Source organism: uncultured Methanobrevibacter sp. (assembly GCF_902774605.1).
In the GTDB taxonomy this organism is placed as follows: Archaea; Methanobacteriota; Methanobacteria; order Methanobacteriales; family Methanobacteriaceae; genus Methanocatella.
Map to the genome: position 1 here is coordinate 17,038 of NZ_CACYJE010000015.1, position 15,386 is coordinate 32,423.

General features: G+C 38.0%; 18 protein-coding genes and 1 pseudogene. 1 reads left to right on the forward strand and 18 read right to left on the reverse strand.

Features of this window, described 5'->3' with window-relative positions; translation table 11 throughout:
* Positions 1 to 79 precede the first annotated feature (79 nt).
* From QZU77_RS04805 to QZU77_RS04815, 3 genes are all read right to left on the reverse strand, one after another.
* A complete protein-coding gene (locus QZU77_RS04805) occupies positions 80 to 3,622 on the reverse strand; it encodes an Ig-like domain repeat protein (RefSeq protein ID WP_295600810.1) in 3,543 nt (1,180 codons plus the stop codon).
* Positions 3,623 to 3,639: 17 nt separating this feature from the next.
* Positions 3,640 to 3,852, reverse strand: a complete 213-nt coding sequence (locus QZU77_RS04810) for a hypothetical protein (protein WP_295600813.1) — start codon at positions 3,850 to 3,852, stop codon at positions 3,640 to 3,642.
* Between the two features lie 854 nt (positions 3,853 to 4,706).
* Complete coding sequence (locus QZU77_RS04815) at positions 4,707 to 6,074, reverse strand: hypothetical protein (protein WP_295600816.1); 1,368 nt, start codon at positions 6,072 to 6,074, stop codon at positions 4,707 to 4,709.
* Between the two features lie 520 nt (positions 6,075 to 6,594).
* Between QZU77_RS04815 and QZU77_RS04820 the strand changes: the two genes are divergently transcribed.
* Positions 6,595 to 7,443, forward strand: a complete 849-nt coding sequence (locus QZU77_RS04820) for a hypothetical protein (protein ID WP_295600819.1) — start codon at positions 6,595 to 6,597, stop codon at positions 7,441 to 7,443.
* A 111-nt stretch (positions 7,444 to 7,554) separates the two neighbouring features.
* Here QZU77_RS04820 and pfdA read toward each other — a convergent pair whose 3' ends face one another.
* From pfdA to QZU77_RS04900, 15 genes and pseudogenes are all read right to left on the reverse strand, one after another.
* A complete protein-coding gene (gene pfdA / locus QZU77_RS04825; protein WP_295600822.1) occupies positions 7,555 to 7,989 on the reverse strand; it encodes a prefoldin subunit alpha in 435 nt (144 codons plus the stop codon).
* Positions 7,990 to 8,011: 22 nt separating this feature from the next.
* Positions 8,012 to 8,236 (reverse strand): 50S ribosomal protein L18Ae, encoded by a 225-nt coding sequence (gene rpl18a, locus QZU77_RS04830; RefSeq protein ID WP_295600825.1) that lies wholly within the window; start codon positions 8,234 to 8,236, stop codon positions 8,012 to 8,014.
* A 25-nt stretch (positions 8,237 to 8,261) separates the two neighbouring features.
* Positions 8,262 to 8,936 carry a translation initiation factor IF-6 gene (locus QZU77_RS04835; protein ID WP_295600828.1) on the reverse strand — a complete coding sequence of 225 codons (675 nt, stop codon included), beginning with the start codon at positions 8,934 to 8,936 and terminating at the stop codon, positions 8,262 to 8,264.
* Between the two features lie 31 nt (positions 8,937 to 8,967).
* Positions 8,968 to 9,216 (reverse strand): 50S ribosomal protein L31e, encoded by a 249-nt coding sequence (locus QZU77_RS04840; protein ID WP_295600831.1) that lies wholly within the window; start codon positions 9,214 to 9,216, stop codon positions 8,968 to 8,970.
* A gap of 17 nt (positions 9,217 to 9,233) precedes the next feature.
* Positions 9,234 to 9,389, reverse strand: coding sequence for a 50S ribosomal protein L39e (locus QZU77_RS04845; RefSeq protein ID WP_004032463.1), 156 nt, complete (start codon positions 9,387 to 9,389; stop codon positions 9,234 to 9,236).
* A gap of 22 nt (positions 9,390 to 9,411) precedes the next feature.
* Positions 9,412 to 9,993, reverse strand: coding sequence for an asparagine synthase-related protein (locus tag QZU77_RS04850; RefSeq protein WP_295600834.1), 582 nt, complete (start codon positions 9,991 to 9,993; stop codon positions 9,412 to 9,414).
* Between the two features lie 4 nt (positions 9,994 to 9,997).
* The gene (locus QZU77_RS04855; protein ID WP_295600837.1) at positions 9,998 to 10,354 is read right to left on the reverse strand and encodes a DNA-binding protein; all 357 of its coding nucleotides are present in this window, start codon (positions 10,352 to 10,354) and stop codon (positions 9,998 to 10,000) included.
* Between the two features lie 26 nt (positions 10,355 to 10,380).
* Positions 10,381 to 10,818 carry a 30S ribosomal protein S19e gene (locus tag QZU77_RS04860; protein WP_295600840.1) on the reverse strand — a complete coding sequence of 146 codons (438 nt, stop codon included), beginning with the start codon at positions 10,816 to 10,818 and terminating at the stop codon, positions 10,381 to 10,383.
* A 94-nt stretch (positions 10,819 to 10,912) separates the two neighbouring features.
* Complete coding sequence (locus tag QZU77_RS04865; protein WP_295600843.1) at positions 10,913 to 11,170, reverse strand: YhbY family RNA-binding protein; 258 nt, start codon at positions 11,168 to 11,170, stop codon at positions 10,913 to 10,915.
* Positions 11,115 to 11,504: a ribonuclease P protein component 4 gene (locus tag QZU77_RS04870; protein WP_295600846.1), complete on the reverse strand. Its 390-nt coding sequence runs from the start codon at positions 11,502 to 11,504 to the stop codon at positions 11,115 to 11,117. The genes QZU77_RS04865 and QZU77_RS04870 overlap by 56 nt, the downstream gene beginning before the upstream one ends.
* 204 nt (positions 11,505 to 11,708) lie before the next feature.
* A complete protein-coding gene (locus tag QZU77_RS04875; protein WP_295600849.1) occupies positions 11,709 to 12,107 on the reverse strand; it encodes a type II toxin-antitoxin system VapC family toxin in 399 nt (132 codons plus the stop codon).
* A gap of 30 nt (positions 12,108 to 12,137) precedes the next feature.
* Positions 12,138 to 12,500, reverse strand: a complete 363-nt coding sequence (locus tag QZU77_RS04880; RefSeq protein WP_295600852.1) for a hypothetical protein — start codon at positions 12,498 to 12,500, stop codon at positions 12,138 to 12,140.
* A gap of 250 nt (positions 12,501 to 12,750) precedes the next feature.
* Positions 12,751 to 14,034: pseudogene (locus QZU77_RS10840) on the reverse strand (ATP-binding protein).
* Between the two features lie 251 nt (positions 14,035 to 14,285).
* Positions 14,286 to 14,618, reverse strand: coding sequence for a hypothetical protein (locus QZU77_RS04895; RefSeq protein WP_295600861.1), 333 nt, complete (start codon positions 14,616 to 14,618; stop codon positions 14,286 to 14,288).
* Between the two features lie 104 nt (positions 14,619 to 14,722).
* Complete coding sequence (locus QZU77_RS04900; protein WP_295600864.1) at positions 14,723 to 15,235, reverse strand: Panacea domain-containing protein; 513 nt, start codon at positions 15,233 to 15,235, stop codon at positions 14,723 to 14,725.
* Positions 15,236 to 15,386 lie beyond the last annotated feature (151 nt).

A 15,386-nucleotide genomic window follows, 5' to 3' on the forward strand; every position in this document is an offset into this window, starting at 1 on the left:
AAAAAATAGATTTGATTGGCTGCGCAGTGACAATGGTTTCGGTGTGAAAAAAAAGAAAGATAGGGGAATGGATGATTCCCTATTTTTTAATGGTTAACTTCTTGGTCAAGGTCGCTTTTCCGTAAGTCACAGTGTATTTAACCTTTTTGCCCACTTTCAATTTCTTGAGCATTGACTTTTTAACCTTCCAAGTTGCAACACCCTTCTTGTTGGTTTTAACCTTGTAGGTCTTCTTGTTGAACTTGATTTTAAGGGTTTTCTTTTTAATGTACTTGCCGTTTACTTTTTTCAGCTTGATTTTGATCTTAGTGACTTTCTTGGACTTTTTAACCTTCTTGTTGGATGCCTTGATCAATTGTGCGATTTTAACCTTGTTAGTGGCTGATGCACCATTATATGTTGCTTTGATAGTGTAGGTTTTAACCTTTACCATTGTGTCGAGTTTTAAGCTTGCATATCCTTTCGCATCAGTTTTTACCTTAACGTTTTTGCCGTTGTAGCTGATGGTGACGTATTCACCGACAACAGCCTTGCCGTCCTTGGTTACCAGAACCTTGTAGGTTGCCTTTCCACTGTAGATTACTTTGATGTCTTTGCCTCCGGTGATCCTGTAGACTGGGTTTACTTTGGAGTTCTTGACTGTTATTTTAATGTCTTGAGTCATTCCATCATATTTGCCGTCGCCTGAATAGGTTACGGTTGCAGGATACTCCCCATTCGGCAGGTCATTGATGTCGATGACTGCAGTGCCGTTTACCACTGGCACAGTGTAGTTTTTACCGCCAACGGTTACAGTGACATTGCCTTTGGCATCGGATGGCAGATTAACAATCACGGAGTCAGTGCCGTTTCCAGGCTGTGTGATTCCACCAATCGGTTTTTTAGGATCCACTACTTCGATTTGAATGGTTTTAGTGTAGTTTCCATACTTGAAGGTCATCTCGAACTTATATGGAATGTCCGGCACTTGCAGGCTGAATGTTGCTTGGCCGTTTTCCAATTTACGACTATCCATTTCCAAACCGTCATATAATGCGGTTACTTCACCAGACAACAGGTCTCCGAGACTGGTTTTAACGATTACAGGTATTTGAATGGTTTCGTTAATGAATGCCACTTTATCACTTGCTTCGATAACCACGGTGACGTTTGAGTTTTTAACTGTAACATCCATGTTGCTTGTCATGGAATCGTACTTGCCGTCTCCGGAGTAGGTCAAGGTTGCAGGATATGTTCCATTAGGCAAGTCAGTGACGTTAACAACAGCAGTACCGTTAACAACAGGTACAGTATAGTTTTTGCTTCCAACAGTCAATGTGACATTACCTTTGGCATCGGAAGGCAAACTAACAACAACATTGCCATTTTCAGCTTGACTGATTCCCTCGATTGGGTTTTTAGGATCAACAACTTCGATTTTAATGCTTTTGCTGTAATCACCATACTTGACGATGAGATTAAACTTGACTACAGCGTTAGGCACATGCACTTTGAATGTGGCTTCGCCATTATCCAATGCTAGAGTGGATAATACTGTTCCGTTTTCAAGTAAAAGACTCACTTCACCATACAACATGTCACCGAGACTGGTTTTAACAACTACCGGAATTGGAATGCTTTCATTGACGAATGCAATCTTGTCACCGGCTTCGATAACCACTGTGACGTTTGAGTTTTTAACGGTTACGTTCAGGCTTGTGGTCATGTTCCTGTAGATTTCATCTCCTGTGTAGATTACTTCTGCATTGTAGGTTCCGTTTAATGATTCGTTGATTTTTATGAGTGCTGAACCGTTGGCCACTGTTGCAGTGTAGTTTTTGCCTGCAATGATTACAGTGACGTTTCCTGTTGCATCTTCAGGGAATTTGATTTCAAGTGAATCGTCATCTGATTGGGTTATGTTTTCAATCGCCTTTTCAGGATTTGCAGGGTGAACCCATATCTCACGGGTCAGGTGCTCGAATGTTAAGACGAGCATGAATGCCTCAGTGTGTTCGGAGGTGATGTCAAGGTGGAATGTGACTCTTCCTTGGGATAGGTATTGTGATTCCATGTCGGTCATGTTCACTTCACCTATGAGAGGGTCTCCGATTGTGTCGTGAATGTAGACCGGTATTTCCAGTGTTTCGCCGATGTGGCCTATGAATTTTTCATTCACTTCTATTACGATTTCAGTGTAGGTTATGTTTATTCCTTTAATGTCGTTTCCTTCCATGGTCAGGTTATGATTGTTTGTCACATGTATTGCGGATTTGTTTGAGTGTGAATTGTCAATGTCATTGCTTTTGAGAATATTGTCCGGTCCGTCAACCCAGATGCTTGAACCATGGGCGTTTGCGGAATTGTTGGTGAAGTTGCTGTTTGCGACAGTTATATTGTCCCCTATAGTGTGGATGGCTCCACCGTAATCTGCAGTGTTGCTTGAAAATCCGCAGTCATCTATAGTTCCGTCGTCACTGTCGAAGTATACTGCTCCTCCATTGGAAGCTGTGTTTCCGGTGAAGTTGCATCCTTCCACTTGAGCCCCATCGCCGTCAACATATAATGCTCCCCCGTTGACGCCGGTGTTGTTTTCGAATTGGGAGTTGATTATTTTTCCTTCAGGCCCGTTCCAGTTTAATGCTCCTCCACGGTATTTGGCAGTGTTGTTTATGAACTTGCATGAGTCCACGGTACAGTTTACAGCCCCGTGATCAATGGATAATGCCCCACTGCTTAATTCAGCCGTGTTATTAATGAATGTGATGTTTTTGATTAAAACCTCATTTGCAAATACTTTCACGGCTCCAACGTAACGGTTGGCCCTGTTATTTATAAAGGTACAGTTTTCAACAACACTGCAGTTGGCGTCCCTGTTAATTGCCAATCCTCCAATGTCCTGGCCGGATACTGAGTTGTTCATGAAATTACAGTTGCTCACAATACTTCTGGCTTGCAGGTTGACGCCCGCCACTGATTTTACAGCCTTGTTTGATGTGAAGCTGCAGGAGTCGATGGTGAGTGATGCGATAGCATTGATTGCACCGCCCTGATAGCCTGCACTGTTGTTTTTAAATTCATTGTTGATTACGGTAGCGTTGGCGTCGTGCCAGTAGTTGATGGCACCTCCGTTAGATGTAGCGGAGTTGTTGTAGAATTCACATTCTGATATTGTTGAGTTTGCACCGTACATGAATATTGCTCCACCGTTAGAGCCTGCAGTGTTGTTGTAGAATGCGCAGTTGCTTATTGAAGCGTTGGCTCCCCACCAGTATATTGCTCCACCATTATTGCTGGCGTTATTGTTGGCGAATACGCAGTCGCTTATTGTGCCGTTGTCCCCCCTCCAGTTTATGGCACCGTCGTATGTTCTTGAGTTTATGAATTTAACTCCCTTGATGACGATATTGCTTGCGGTGATTCTCATGCTTGCTGATTGTGCAAAGTCGATGGTTGCAACCGCCTCATCATCCAGGCTTGATCCCCCGATTATTGTGAGATTGCTTTTTGATATTTGGATGTTTGAGTTTCCAGTGTAGTTCTTGCCGCCTAAAAAAATAGTGTCCCCTTCTTTGGCGGAGTTTATCTTGTCTGTTATGTTCTGGAAGGTGTTTCCTTCAACCGTATGGTTTTCGCAAAGCACTTCCTGGCTTCCAGCTGTCAGTTTGTCGTTTTGCCCATCAATCTCTTGTGAAACTGATTGGGTGTCTTCAAATTGTCCTGGCTTGCGCCCAGGTTGTCTGTGGATTCGATTGAATCCTTGCTTATATCGCTTTGGTCGAAAGTTATATTTTCTGCCGCAGCTATTGCGGATACAGATAATATTAAAGAAAGTATCAAAGCGATAATGAAAATTTTTTTTGTAACTTTCATTATTCATTCCTCTTATATTATATTTAATTAATAAAAATTCGTGAAAACTATCATGAAATTGAGTTTATGAAATTATAAAATCAGCTTTTGCAATACAAAATTCAATAATAGTTATATTAACTGTATATCTTTTCTAGTATATAAATGTACAGTATAACTATCATTGATTTTAAAATTTTACAGTTTGAGAAAAAAAATAATATCCAATATCGAACTGGACAATTTTCAGAAAATCATTATCGAGAAATGTATGCATTCCAATAAATTATGGGAAAAAATATATACAGTAGGATAATTTCGATGAAAAAAATAGACATCATTATATAATATTTTTTTGTTTTGATTTAAATCAAGATTGGAACATGAAGAAAAAAACAATAGATCATGAGCCCCACATTCCAATTTGATTTTAACTATTCATTGAATTTGCACTGCCCCACATGAGTAAGAGGTAATTGAAGATTCTCTTATGGAACAGTGATTATAGTATATACTTCATAGTATATAAATTATTACATTGTCCAAAAAATTAAGTTTAAGCTATACAGTTTATTGCAAATATTGAAATATATTATATTTTTTTGCAATCCCAGTTGGACAATATCAATATATAACATTGACAAGTGAAAACTAATACAAAATGCTTCATGAAAAATTGAAAAACATCTAAAAAACATTACAAAAACGATAGAGTTTTTGAACAATAAAACAATGCATCTGCTTGAATTATGACAGTTGAAAAAAAGATGAGGATGCGGCGTGAAAGCAATCGCCGCACCGGAATTTAAGTTAAATTATACTATTTGCCTAATCAATGAAACTAAAAAGGAAGTTATGCGGAAAAAAACTTGATTTCAAGTTTGCATCAATAGTCCATTAATGTTTGAAGATTCAATAATTGAAATTTCTAAAATAGTATCGTTTTGAGGTACTACTTCATTATCCTCGGGAGTTAATTGGTTAACGAACAGTGCACCGCATAAATGGCCGCTGACCATATCTGCACTGTCGCCTGTATGTTCTTCACTTCCTGCAATTGATCTTTCAAAAATACTATAGTTCCCATTAACCATTGCGCCGTTTTCGGATGGGGAGATTGCATGTTCATCCATGGCGGCGAATCTCTCAGATGATCCCTTATCATGTTTATATAGGTTTGTACAATAATTTAAAGTATTTTGAAGATAATTATTAAAGAAATGTTCAATGCTTAAATTGGAGAATTCCACGATGATGGATCCATCAATCTGGAATGCATTAAAGGTCCTGAGGCGTTCGCATACCGGTGCGTCCTGCAGCCGCTCGTGATTGCATGAATCAACATGACGCTTGAATGAAGGTTCACAGTCATCCAGAGTCCCGTTTATATGATTATGTTTTACAATAAAGAAGGAATTTCCAATAATGTCTATAATGAAATTTAAAATTGTTTGTTTTGATAAGCATTTAATACTCTGGACATTCCCATACGGTGTAGGGCATGATTCTTTCAATGCTCCAGCAGCGAGTGAAGCGTGGCCTTTAAGCCTTCCAATAGGCTTTAGCGCCGGCCCATCATATACCAGAACATCATCCTTAAAGAAAGTCCCTATCCATATTCCTGAAACCATGCTTGAATTCAAGCCTGCAATTGAGCAAACATCACTTTTGAGCTCATTTGAATCTTTTCCCGGCCCATATTCATCATAATAGGTTGCGCAAAATGAATAATTATAATGCAAGTCGTTTATGGAAATCATGAAGTTTAACATTTTACGATTCGGATAGTTTGAAAAAAAGCTTTCGCCAACAGAATCAATGACATGGCCAATCGGTTTTGAATTGGCATTTCCCATCAAATCATTGGAAACTATGGGTGTATTGAGGTATTTTCCATTGAAAAGATGATTTGCTGATGACATGTTCAAAAAATCAGTGCCGATTTGGTCATTATGATCATTGACGGTTCTTGGCAAAGCGTCTGAAATTCCCATGAAACAGTGGTCGAAACATGAAAAATTTCTTGCTTTTATATATTTGGGTGTTGTGAGATTTGGCTCGTTAAAATTAGGGTGTTCGATTTTTTCTTCGCTTGCATGTGAATTATGCGTTTCTTCAACACTTAATTCTAAAGATGATTCATGTAATGAGAGTGTTTCAATACCGTGTTGACTAGCGAAGCTTATGTTAATCCCTGGATGAGCGGATGCTGTTAATGTAACAACCAAGTATTTTCCAATCACTTTTTCACCTCCTTTTATGTTGTTTTAGCTAGCCATTATTGTGGCTAATCTATATATTTATCATATCCTCATATAAATAATTTACTGGTGAAAAAAATAATCAGTTCGATATGAATTTAATTTATAATTATACAAACTAAATGTTTTATTGAGAAGAATATATTATCTGTATAATTTAAAATCTAGAAAAAATACGAAATCGCTTAAAATTATCCATAAATTACCTAAAAATATTAGATAATATCCAGAAAAATATACAGTAAATCATAATAATTTCAAAAAAATAAACAAATCAAATATGAAAAATTGTCAAAATCATCAAATCGACCATCAAACGCCAAGCGTTGGATTAAAAAACATATTGCCACTTCCCATCAAGACTGGGTCAAATCAAAGCCAATTGATCGGGACAATGGTAAAAGCATCGCACCCTGAGGATTTTCATGTCCCATCCAATGCCATTCAAATATTGAATATAAAACATCAATTTAACAATTAATATTTTGGAGGATTGAAAAAAATGAAGTTAAAAACGATAAGTAAAATACTACTAGCAATACTTGTTTTGACGATAAGTCTAGGCGTTATTTCCGCAGCAGACAATAACGCCACAGTATTAGAAGCCCCAACCAACAATATAGACAAGAACGTTCTTGCAGACCATGATTGGGATGACGACTGGGACGATGATGATGGTGACTGGGACGATGATGACCGCTACGAATGGGACAGGAATCATGGATACCACAAGAGCATGCCATCAAAAGTCAGCAAAGGAAAAATCAAGACAAAAGTGGATGCAGATCCAATAACCGTGAAATACAAGAAGAACAGCTACTTCAAGATAAAAGTTGAGGACAGATACGATGACGACAATCCAATCGGCAAGGTTAAATTAAAAGTCAAGATTGGAAAAGGTTCCAAGGCAAAAACCTACAATGTCAAAACCAATTCCTATGGTGTTGCGAAAATAAACACTAAAGGATTGAAGACAGGAACCCATAATGTCGTGATAACATCAGCAAACAAGAAATACGACATATCAAAAAAATCCAAGATAATTGTGGCTAAGCAATACTCCGCAACAATTAAAGGCACCAGCAAGAAAGTGTTGAAAAACAATGACATCGTAAAAGTGAAAGTCAGAAACGACGACGATGAAAAGGAATACAAGATAGTGCTTAAAAAGAAAAGCAAAAGCACAAAAATAACCAAGGCGGTTTTCTACTTCAAAAACAAGTACACCGGAAAAGTCATCATGAAAACGGATCATGCTGAATTCGACGATGGCAGATGGGACTTGCCTGAAGAGGACTGCTCATACAGATACGAACTGATGAAAGTGAAAGTATACTATATGTCAAACTGAATGGGGAAAACATTTTCCCATTTTTAACTTTTTTTAAAAACAGATTAAAACCCGAACCATCGAGCCATTATAAGTCAGTGAAAAAAAATAGAAAAAGAAATAAGGATAATATTAACCCATAGGGGTCATATTACCTTGAGCGGCGGCTGCGATCTGCTCGGCTTGAGCCTGAAGATTGCCTGCAGCGTCAGTGACTTGCTGAAGGTTTGCAAGCATCTTGTCGAGACTGTCCTTTAACTCATCCTTTTGACCGGATAAGATTTCACGAGCTCCGGCAGCATCCTTTTTGACAGCAAGACCTGCACCGATGCTTACAATGATTTCATCAGTGTCTTTCAATTCACCCTTGACGAATGATCCTGCACCGACCGGCACGAAAGCCTCAACACTGTCCTTGCCTTCAATGTCATCCAAGGTATTGAAGAGCGCATCGACTTCAGCCATGGAGGCCTGGATCAGTTCGATTTGCTGATGAATCAAATCCGCTTGTTGCCTGTACACATTAATTTCGTTGAGAAGACTGTTTAATCTTTGTTGATCTTCCATTCTAAACGCCTCTAATGTGGTTTTATAAAATTTCTTTTACAATTGGGTCTAAGACGTCTTCAGGAGCGATTTCCTCAATGGATTTGATGGAAATTTGGTTCCTGTTGATACCGTGTTTACTTCCGAATCTGGCATAGATTTTTTCTTCTATGTCCTTTTCGCTAGTAGCCTTGTATTCTTTGGTAAACTCATGGTATTCGTCACCCATTACAAAAGTACCTTTAACTCTGTAAATTTTTGTTATCATATAAAATCCCTCATGATATTATTAATTAAAAATCATCATCTAAAAAGCCTAAGGCTTCCTCAACTCTAGCCATTTCAGGACCGGTACTGTCCTTTGCAACGATTGCACCATTGGAGTTTGCGATTATGCATGCACCGACCAATGGTATTCCTCTTCCCACAGTACCTATATCTCCTTCAACACCAAATACTTCACGAGCGAAGTTAACTTCGGATTGGAGGGCGTTCTTGCTTATGAGAAATCCCCTGTTGGTCACTTTCAGGAGTGAGCCGATAATGTCGCTTCCGACAATGTGGCTTGTCTGCACATTGACGTCGAGGGTTTCCTCAAGCACCTGTATTGCCTCATCGCTTAAGAACGGACTTGCTATTGCTCCCTTGTCGTTTGCTGCCACGATGTTTCCCACTGCAGTGTATTGGCCAGGGATTGTAGCGACGTTCAATCCTAAATCCTCAAATTGTTTAACTTCTCTATCTAAAACATGTGGGGAAACAACGATACCGTTTGAATTAGCTACAGATAAAGATCCTATAAGGCTTGATCCTGAAATTGAGGATTTTATCACTTCAACATCCAATGTTTCCTTAATAATGTCTGCTTTCTCATCCAAGAGATTATAAGGCACGATTGCCACGTCATCGGTTGCGGTTATGAATACCCCCACATTCGGATTTCCTACAATGTCAACTCTTTTTAACATATTGTTTACCTCACATTTTGGTGTAGATTGCTTATTCTGCTAAAGTAGCTGTTACAACACCATCATCATCTTTAACTGCTTTCACAGTAATTTTTGAAGGTATTTTTTGAATACCTCTTGCCCAAATAACATGATTAACAGATTCGTCGATTTTAACATCGCTTGCTTTCATGTGTTTGGTTAAAAAGATTTTAATTTCCCTGATAGCTCTAGGAGCTCTGATAGTCCTTTTAATCTCTTTTACGTTTCTAAGTGGAATTGTGTAAACTCTTTCCTCCATAGTGATCCCCTCAATAATTATAATTTAAGACTGTTTCTTCTCCAATGTCTAGGTTTAGGCCTGTATCTAAGTTTACGGTTGGTTTTAGCATAAGCCCAGATTGGAATTCTCCTGTTTTGTTTGTTTGCTTTTGCCATTCTTAATTTTTTAGCTAATGGTTTATTTCTACTCATTATACTCACCTTGTAATAATAATTATTTATATCCTATAACACGAGTTTGATAATGCTCCGGGAATATGTCCAGACTGTTTCCGCCCTTCTCGTCAATCAGTTCGCGTATCTCCACCTCGAAATCGGAACTTGTGTCCCTGTTGGATTTCTCCTTTGATATCTCAAAGAGGTTTTCGCTTATGAGCCTTATTGACTTGTGACCGAAGCTGTCGAGGTTTATGTATTGAACCTGCTTGCGGTCCTCCAGGCTTTTTATCTGATTGATGTTGAGCTTGGGGGTTCTGTCGTCTCTTCTTGTCCCGTCAGCTATAATGTCGTAATCCTCTGCCAGTCTTTCAACGGTTTGGGCGTGAATGTACTTGATTCCATCGTTTGGAAATCCGTCATTCATTATCATCTCACAGGTTTTGTCAAGAACTTCATAGTCCATCTTGAGGACATTGTGCTTGAATCCCAGTGATGCCGCTGATTTTTTTGCCGGAACGTATGAGTCGTATACGCCAAAGTTGGCGGTGAACATCTCCACGTCAAGTCCCAGTCTCTTAAGCATCACGCCAACCAGTGATGAGTCCTTGCCTCCACTATATAAGACAGCAGTCTTCATGACACTATTTCCTTGTTATTTTAATTTCTCTTTTTTGGCCTGCAATCTGTCTTAGCAAGACTTTCAGCTGCTCGTCGGTTACCTTGCCCCTCAGGCTTCCTGCCTGTGCTGACTGTATGAGCTGAAGTTCGATTTGATTAACCATTTCAGGTTTTGTCAACTTGAGATTTGCCAATCTCTGGCGAGCTTCAGGAGTCATTATCTGAGCAAGTATCTGTTTTTTCTGAGCCTCGAATTGCGCTTGTGCCTTTTGCTGTTGAGCCTGAGCCATGGCCTGTTGTTGGGCCTGGTTTTGCGCAGCAGCCTGTTGAGCTTGTAATTCAGCCATTCTTTTTTGACGAATTTCATCTAAATCGCTCATATCAAACTCTCCAAAAAATCATATAATTAGTATTTTTCAAGTTCAGGAATGTCTTTAATTATTTCTCCGGAAATTTTATCTAAAAAGGATCTTCCTTGAGGAGTGACAACTCTTCCGCCTTCTACTTTTTCCACATATCCTGCGTCTTCAAGTTGGTGGAGTGCAGTTCTGATTATGGATCCGCTTCCTCTCATGAATTTTTCAGGGCGTACTCCACGGTCTTTTTTGCCACCGTAGAATGTTCTTAAACTCATTACACCAACAGGTCCATCAATGTATACTCTTCTGATGATGGATGCAGTTCTGATGAACCACCAGTCAGCGTTTTCCGGTTTTCTTTCCTTGTGGACACCGGTTTTTACAAAATTGGACCATGCAGGAGATTCGATTTTATCATTGTTTTTAAATTCTTCTGCGACTTTTTCAATTAATAAATCTGCAGGTACATCAAATACAGTAGTCATATTAATTCTCCAATATTTATTTATTATTGTAGCTTAATCCACTGTAAATTTAAGACCTAAAAAAATAGGGCCTGTAACTCTAAATTTATAATGTTTAAGGCTTTTTCTTGTAGATAACAGCGACGTGTCCTCTGACGTCAACGAGTTTCGCCCTTGTCTTGGAGACGATTTCCTCGATGTATGCGTCCTTGTCACGCGCGATATTTTTTGCAAATTTAAGCTTAACGATTTCATTGGCCTTGAGCTGGCGCTTGATTTCCTCTATAACGTTATCGTTCACGCCTGACTTGCCAATGTTAATTGTCATCGCATGAAGAGCTCTGTTCATTAATTCTTTCTTGTTTTGAATCATATTTAGCTCTCCTTTTTAACTTCTTCTCCCTGTGGTAGGGAATCTTCATTGCTTGACCACATTCACCACAAAAAATGTTAACCTCTCCGTTAACCAGCCGGACGGTGCAATTGTGACCAGGCTTGAGAAAGGACTTGCAACTCTTGCAATACCTCCGGGACCATTCACGGGGCACCTTGGTATTGTACTTGGTGGACAGCTTCAAAGCCAATTCGACATAGCGATTTGAGCGTTCGGGATGGGTGATGAATTCCATCTCAGCCCTGTTGAAGAGAATGTTCATTCTCTCAATCGCTATTTCAATCATCCACTTTGGTCGTTTTCCTCTACTCAAATAATATCCTCCCTTGGAATGTAGGATATAATATTCAAAATTGAATTAAAATGATTTGCGCAAATTAAAACAAAAACCATAGTTAAGATAACCTTAGGTTAATATGAATATTAAGAATAAATATGTTCATGACCCTTTATAAAGGTTGTGAATTTAGGGGTGATTATCTGGTGAAATTGAATTCAATCGGAAAAATAAGAAGGTTCATGAAAACCCGCTTATCCTTCGGATGCCCCTGATGTTGCCAAAATCGGAATCAGTGGTTACAATTTTGCTTATTCCATATTTTTCCATGGACACTAAAATTGTGCAATCGGCAAAGTTGACACTTCCATTGAAAAACTTGAATTTCTCAATTGCTGAGAGATAATCATCTGTGGTTAGCCAATCGACTATGTCAAGATTGCACAATTCAAGAATCACCTCTTCAATGCTTCCCCGATAATTATTTTTCTTCAAAGCGTTTAACACTTCAACAAGGACAGTGATGTTAATGACTTTTGTTTCATTTTTCAAGTATGGTCGGATGTTGTTGGAGAAATTCTCATATGGGTCTCTTTTGAGTATTAATCCTTTAATGTATGAACTGTCTAGGAAAATCATTTAAATTCCTCGTGGTGTTTAATTGAAAGTTCAATCCCAACCTTTTTGACCTAAACGTGCGAGATTGTCAAGGACATCATCACCTTCAGGTTTGTCATGGTCAAGCAGGTTCCAAATTTCATCACCATCAAGTTCATCAGGAATATCCTCAATTTTCTCCAGATTATCCCAAAGAGTATCGTTTACAACTTCTTCAAGAGTCCTGTCAGTTAATTTGGCCATTATATTTGCTTTTTCAACTACATTATCGTTTAAACCTACCATTAACATTTCATCATCTCCGTTTTCGATTAATCCTTTGCGGACGTATTCTTCAACCAGACTGGAGCAGTCAAGTCCGGTTTCATTTGCATGCTTTCGCAAGTCTTCAAGCAGGCCATCATCAATCGTCAATGTTACCTCAGTGATGCTACCACAACTCCATAATCCTGATATAGTGTTATTTTTCAGTTTTTTGAGTATATAGACTTAACGATGAGAATTGCTTAAAGACCCATGCCGGCCAGTGAACGTTGGATTATGATATGTGCTTCAAGATATTTAAAGGGTTTTGAAGTGCACGGAAGCACACTTGCATAAAGTATATATAGTTCACGGTGAATGCAATATTTCCTTCACAGTGCAATAATATGCTTTTTTGGACTCATCTCAACGATCCTATTGGAATCACCATGACACCGTCCTTTCTAACCCTGGCAATATTATCCCCTGTTATAATTGCCAAAAAGCTTGGCTCGGGAATGTGAGTGTCGCCGCTGGCGATTTTTTGTTTTATTAACTTATCCATCTTAAGCAAGTTTTGAGCACCCTCTTCAATACGAGTATCACCCAGTTTGAACTCAATTAAACCATATCTACCGTCATCAATCTCTAAAACACAATCCACTTCCAATGTTGTGTCATTGTAATAGTATAACTTTCCGCCCATTGACTGGGAATACACTTTCAGGTCACGGTAGCATAATGTTTCAAAGATGAATCCGAAAGTTTCAAAATCATGCAATAATTTTTCAGGATTGGTCCCCAATCCCGCAACCGCTATTGAAGGGTCTATGAATTCTTTCTTTTCTGTTTTTCTTATCTTTTGTTTTGAGCGGAGATTCGCTTTCCATGCGGGAATGTTTTCAATGATGAATAATTTTTTTAAAATGGTTATGTATGAATAGAATGTGGGCTCTGATATTTTACCGTAATTTTCCTCAATATCCGCTATTATTTTAGTGTTTGCGACCAATGTTGAAATATTGCGGGAATATGATTTAAGTATTGCTTCAAATAAGTTGGAATCCCTTTTAACCCCATCAATCTTATAGGTGTCATCCCGACAGACATTATAGAAATAGGATGATGCAACCTTTAATTGATTGTCCTTATCCTCAATGTGCAACACTTCAGGCCAGCCCCCCCCCGACAAGCAAGAAAAATTATATCCTTTAGTGACAATTCCGATGAAACCCCATTAATTTTAACGTTTTCATCATTGAACAGATCCTTTAATGATATTTTGCCGTTTGAATCCCCACTCTCATACAGCTCATCGGCCTCATAATTAGCCTATGGATTCTCCCAACAGCACTATGATCTATTTTGGAGTTGTCAACGATTGTGGAGCCGGTTAGGATATATAATCCATATTTCATCATTTTTGTCTACACTGTATCTTACAGCATCCCATAATTTTGGAACCATTTGCCATTCATCTATCAATACAGGTTTTCCCCTTCAAGAAGAATTAGCGGGTCGGCTTGTGCTAATTCAATATATGATTTGCCTCTTGTCGGATGTTGCAGTTCAATTATTGAGTTTGCAAATTGGGTGGCAGTTGTTGTTTTCCACACCATTTTGGTCCAACTATTAAAACCGCACCCATGAATTCAAGAATGTTGCTTAACTCATCATCAATGTAACGTTTTACATATTCCTTCATTTTTATCATCCCATAAACTCACTTAAGTGATTATACTAAATCCATTTAAGTGATTATACTATTTATTTTTAAGTGATTATACCACATAGTCAAATATCATTCAAATATATTTAATTAACTTTTAAAAGATTCTAAACCGTCAGCAACATTTAAAAATTAAATATTGTCCAACAATGAAAAAATGATGCAGCAAGGTTATGGGAATGAATTTGAATGGAATTCAGCTTCAAAAACATTAGCGATTGCAAATATTAAGAAGAATGAAGATATTCTTCTTCATCATCATATAATTCATCTTCAATGTCGATTTTTTTAACGAACAACTCATTAACACGGTTTTTATACGGAATTTCTTTTTTATTCTTGTTGAATATTTCAACAAATATAAATCTGCTTTCTTCTTGGTCGAACAAAAATGTTATTCTAAATCCAGACCTGGATCCCTTATTGATACCTTTGCAACGGAATTTTTTGATGATGAAATCCGGAACCGTAACATTGTTTTCAAGTCCGGAAATATGCATGCAGATATGCGGAGCAAATTTGTCGGATTCGCTTAAATGTTGAATTAGAATATCATACAATTAGCTTAAAATCATCTTTTAATGTGGGGCAGTGATGTTTTGTGAGAATTTTGTTGAATTCTTTTTTAAACTTGTGATGGTATTCAAAAGTGTATCCTTTGTATTCAGTCATCGTAATCCCTCACAGAGTATTCTGGATCTCGGTAAAATACTGATTCATAATTTAATGCTTCATTATCTTTTGCAAGTCTCCAAGGAATATCTCCGTGAGAATATTGACTTACTTCACCGGAATAGAAATGGGTGATTCTTTTAATGACGTCATTAATTACTTGTAATTCTTCATTTGACAGCAAATTAATATCCGGCTTTGTCAATGATGAATATTTGTATTTATTATAGTTTATTACAAGTTCAGAGGATTCATTTATTTTACCTTCATCAACCAAATCATTGATTGCTTCAAAAAAATGTGAAGGAACAGGTCCCATTCTTTTCCTTAAATAAGTTTCCCCACTAATCGGCTGTTCGTATTTTTCATAATTATCAAAATCAGAAAAGTATAATAATTTATATAATACGACCCTACCAAAATTGTCTTTTGATTCGCATCTGCTTATTATATAATGCAGCATTGCTTTGAATTTTTCAGGATTATACACTATGTCTTCATTCATATTATACCTCCTAAAAGTAATTCTGCTATTTAGTATATTAATCACAACAATTATTGAACTACCTCGACCTTGGCAGAGGTCGAGGATTCTTACTTCACGGGCTGGTACTTTCCCACGAAAGTAGTATTACCGTGCTATCCCCCCAGTCCCT

Coding starts and splice junctions, on each gene's coding strand:
- QZU77_RS04810 (WP_295600813.1), bottom strand. CDS start 3,852: ATGAAAGTTACAAAAAAAATTTTCATTATCGCTTTGATACTTTCTTTA.
- QZU77_RS04820 (WP_295600819.1), top strand. CDS start 6,595: ATGAAGTTAAAAACGATAAGTAAAATACTACTAGCAATACTTGTTTTG.
- pfdA (WP_295600822.1), bottom strand. CDS start 7,989: ATGGAAGATCAACAAAGATTAAACAGTCTTCTCAACGAAATTAATGTG.
- rpl18a (WP_295600825.1), bottom strand. CDS start 8,236: ATGATAACAAAAATTTACAGAGTTAAAGGTACTTTTGTAATGGGTGAC.
- QZU77_RS04835 (WP_295600828.1), bottom strand. CDS start 8,936: ATGTTAAAAAGAGTTGACATTGTAGGAAATCCGAATGTGGGGGTATTC.
- QZU77_RS04840 (WP_295600831.1), bottom strand. CDS start 9,216: ATGGAGGAAAGAGTTTACACAATTCCACTTAGAAACGTAAAAGAGATT.
- QZU77_RS04845 (WP_004032463.1), bottom strand. CDS start 9,389: ATGAGTAGAAATAAACCATTAGCTAAAAAATTAAGAATGGCAAAAGCA.
- QZU77_RS04850 (WP_295600834.1), bottom strand. CDS start 9,993: ATGAAGACTGCTGTCTTATATAGTGGAGGCAAGGACTCATCACTGGTT.
- QZU77_RS04855 (WP_295600837.1), bottom strand. CDS start 10,354: ATGAGCGATTTAGATGAAATTCGTCAAAAAAGAATGGCTGAATTACAA.
- QZU77_RS04860 (WP_295600840.1), bottom strand. CDS start 10,818: ATGACTACTGTATTTGATGTACCTGCAGATTTATTAATTGAAAAAGTC.
- QZU77_RS04865 (WP_295600843.1), bottom strand. CDS start 11,170: ATGATTCAAAACAAGAAAGAATTAATGAACAGAGCTCTTCATGCGATG.
- QZU77_RS04875 (WP_295600849.1), bottom strand. CDS start 12,107: ATGATTTTCCTAGACAGTTCATACATTAAAGGATTAATACTCAAAAGA.
- QZU77_RS04900 (WP_295600864.1), bottom strand. CDS start 15,235: ATGAATGAAGACATAGTGTATAATCCTGAAAAATTCAAAGCAATGCTG.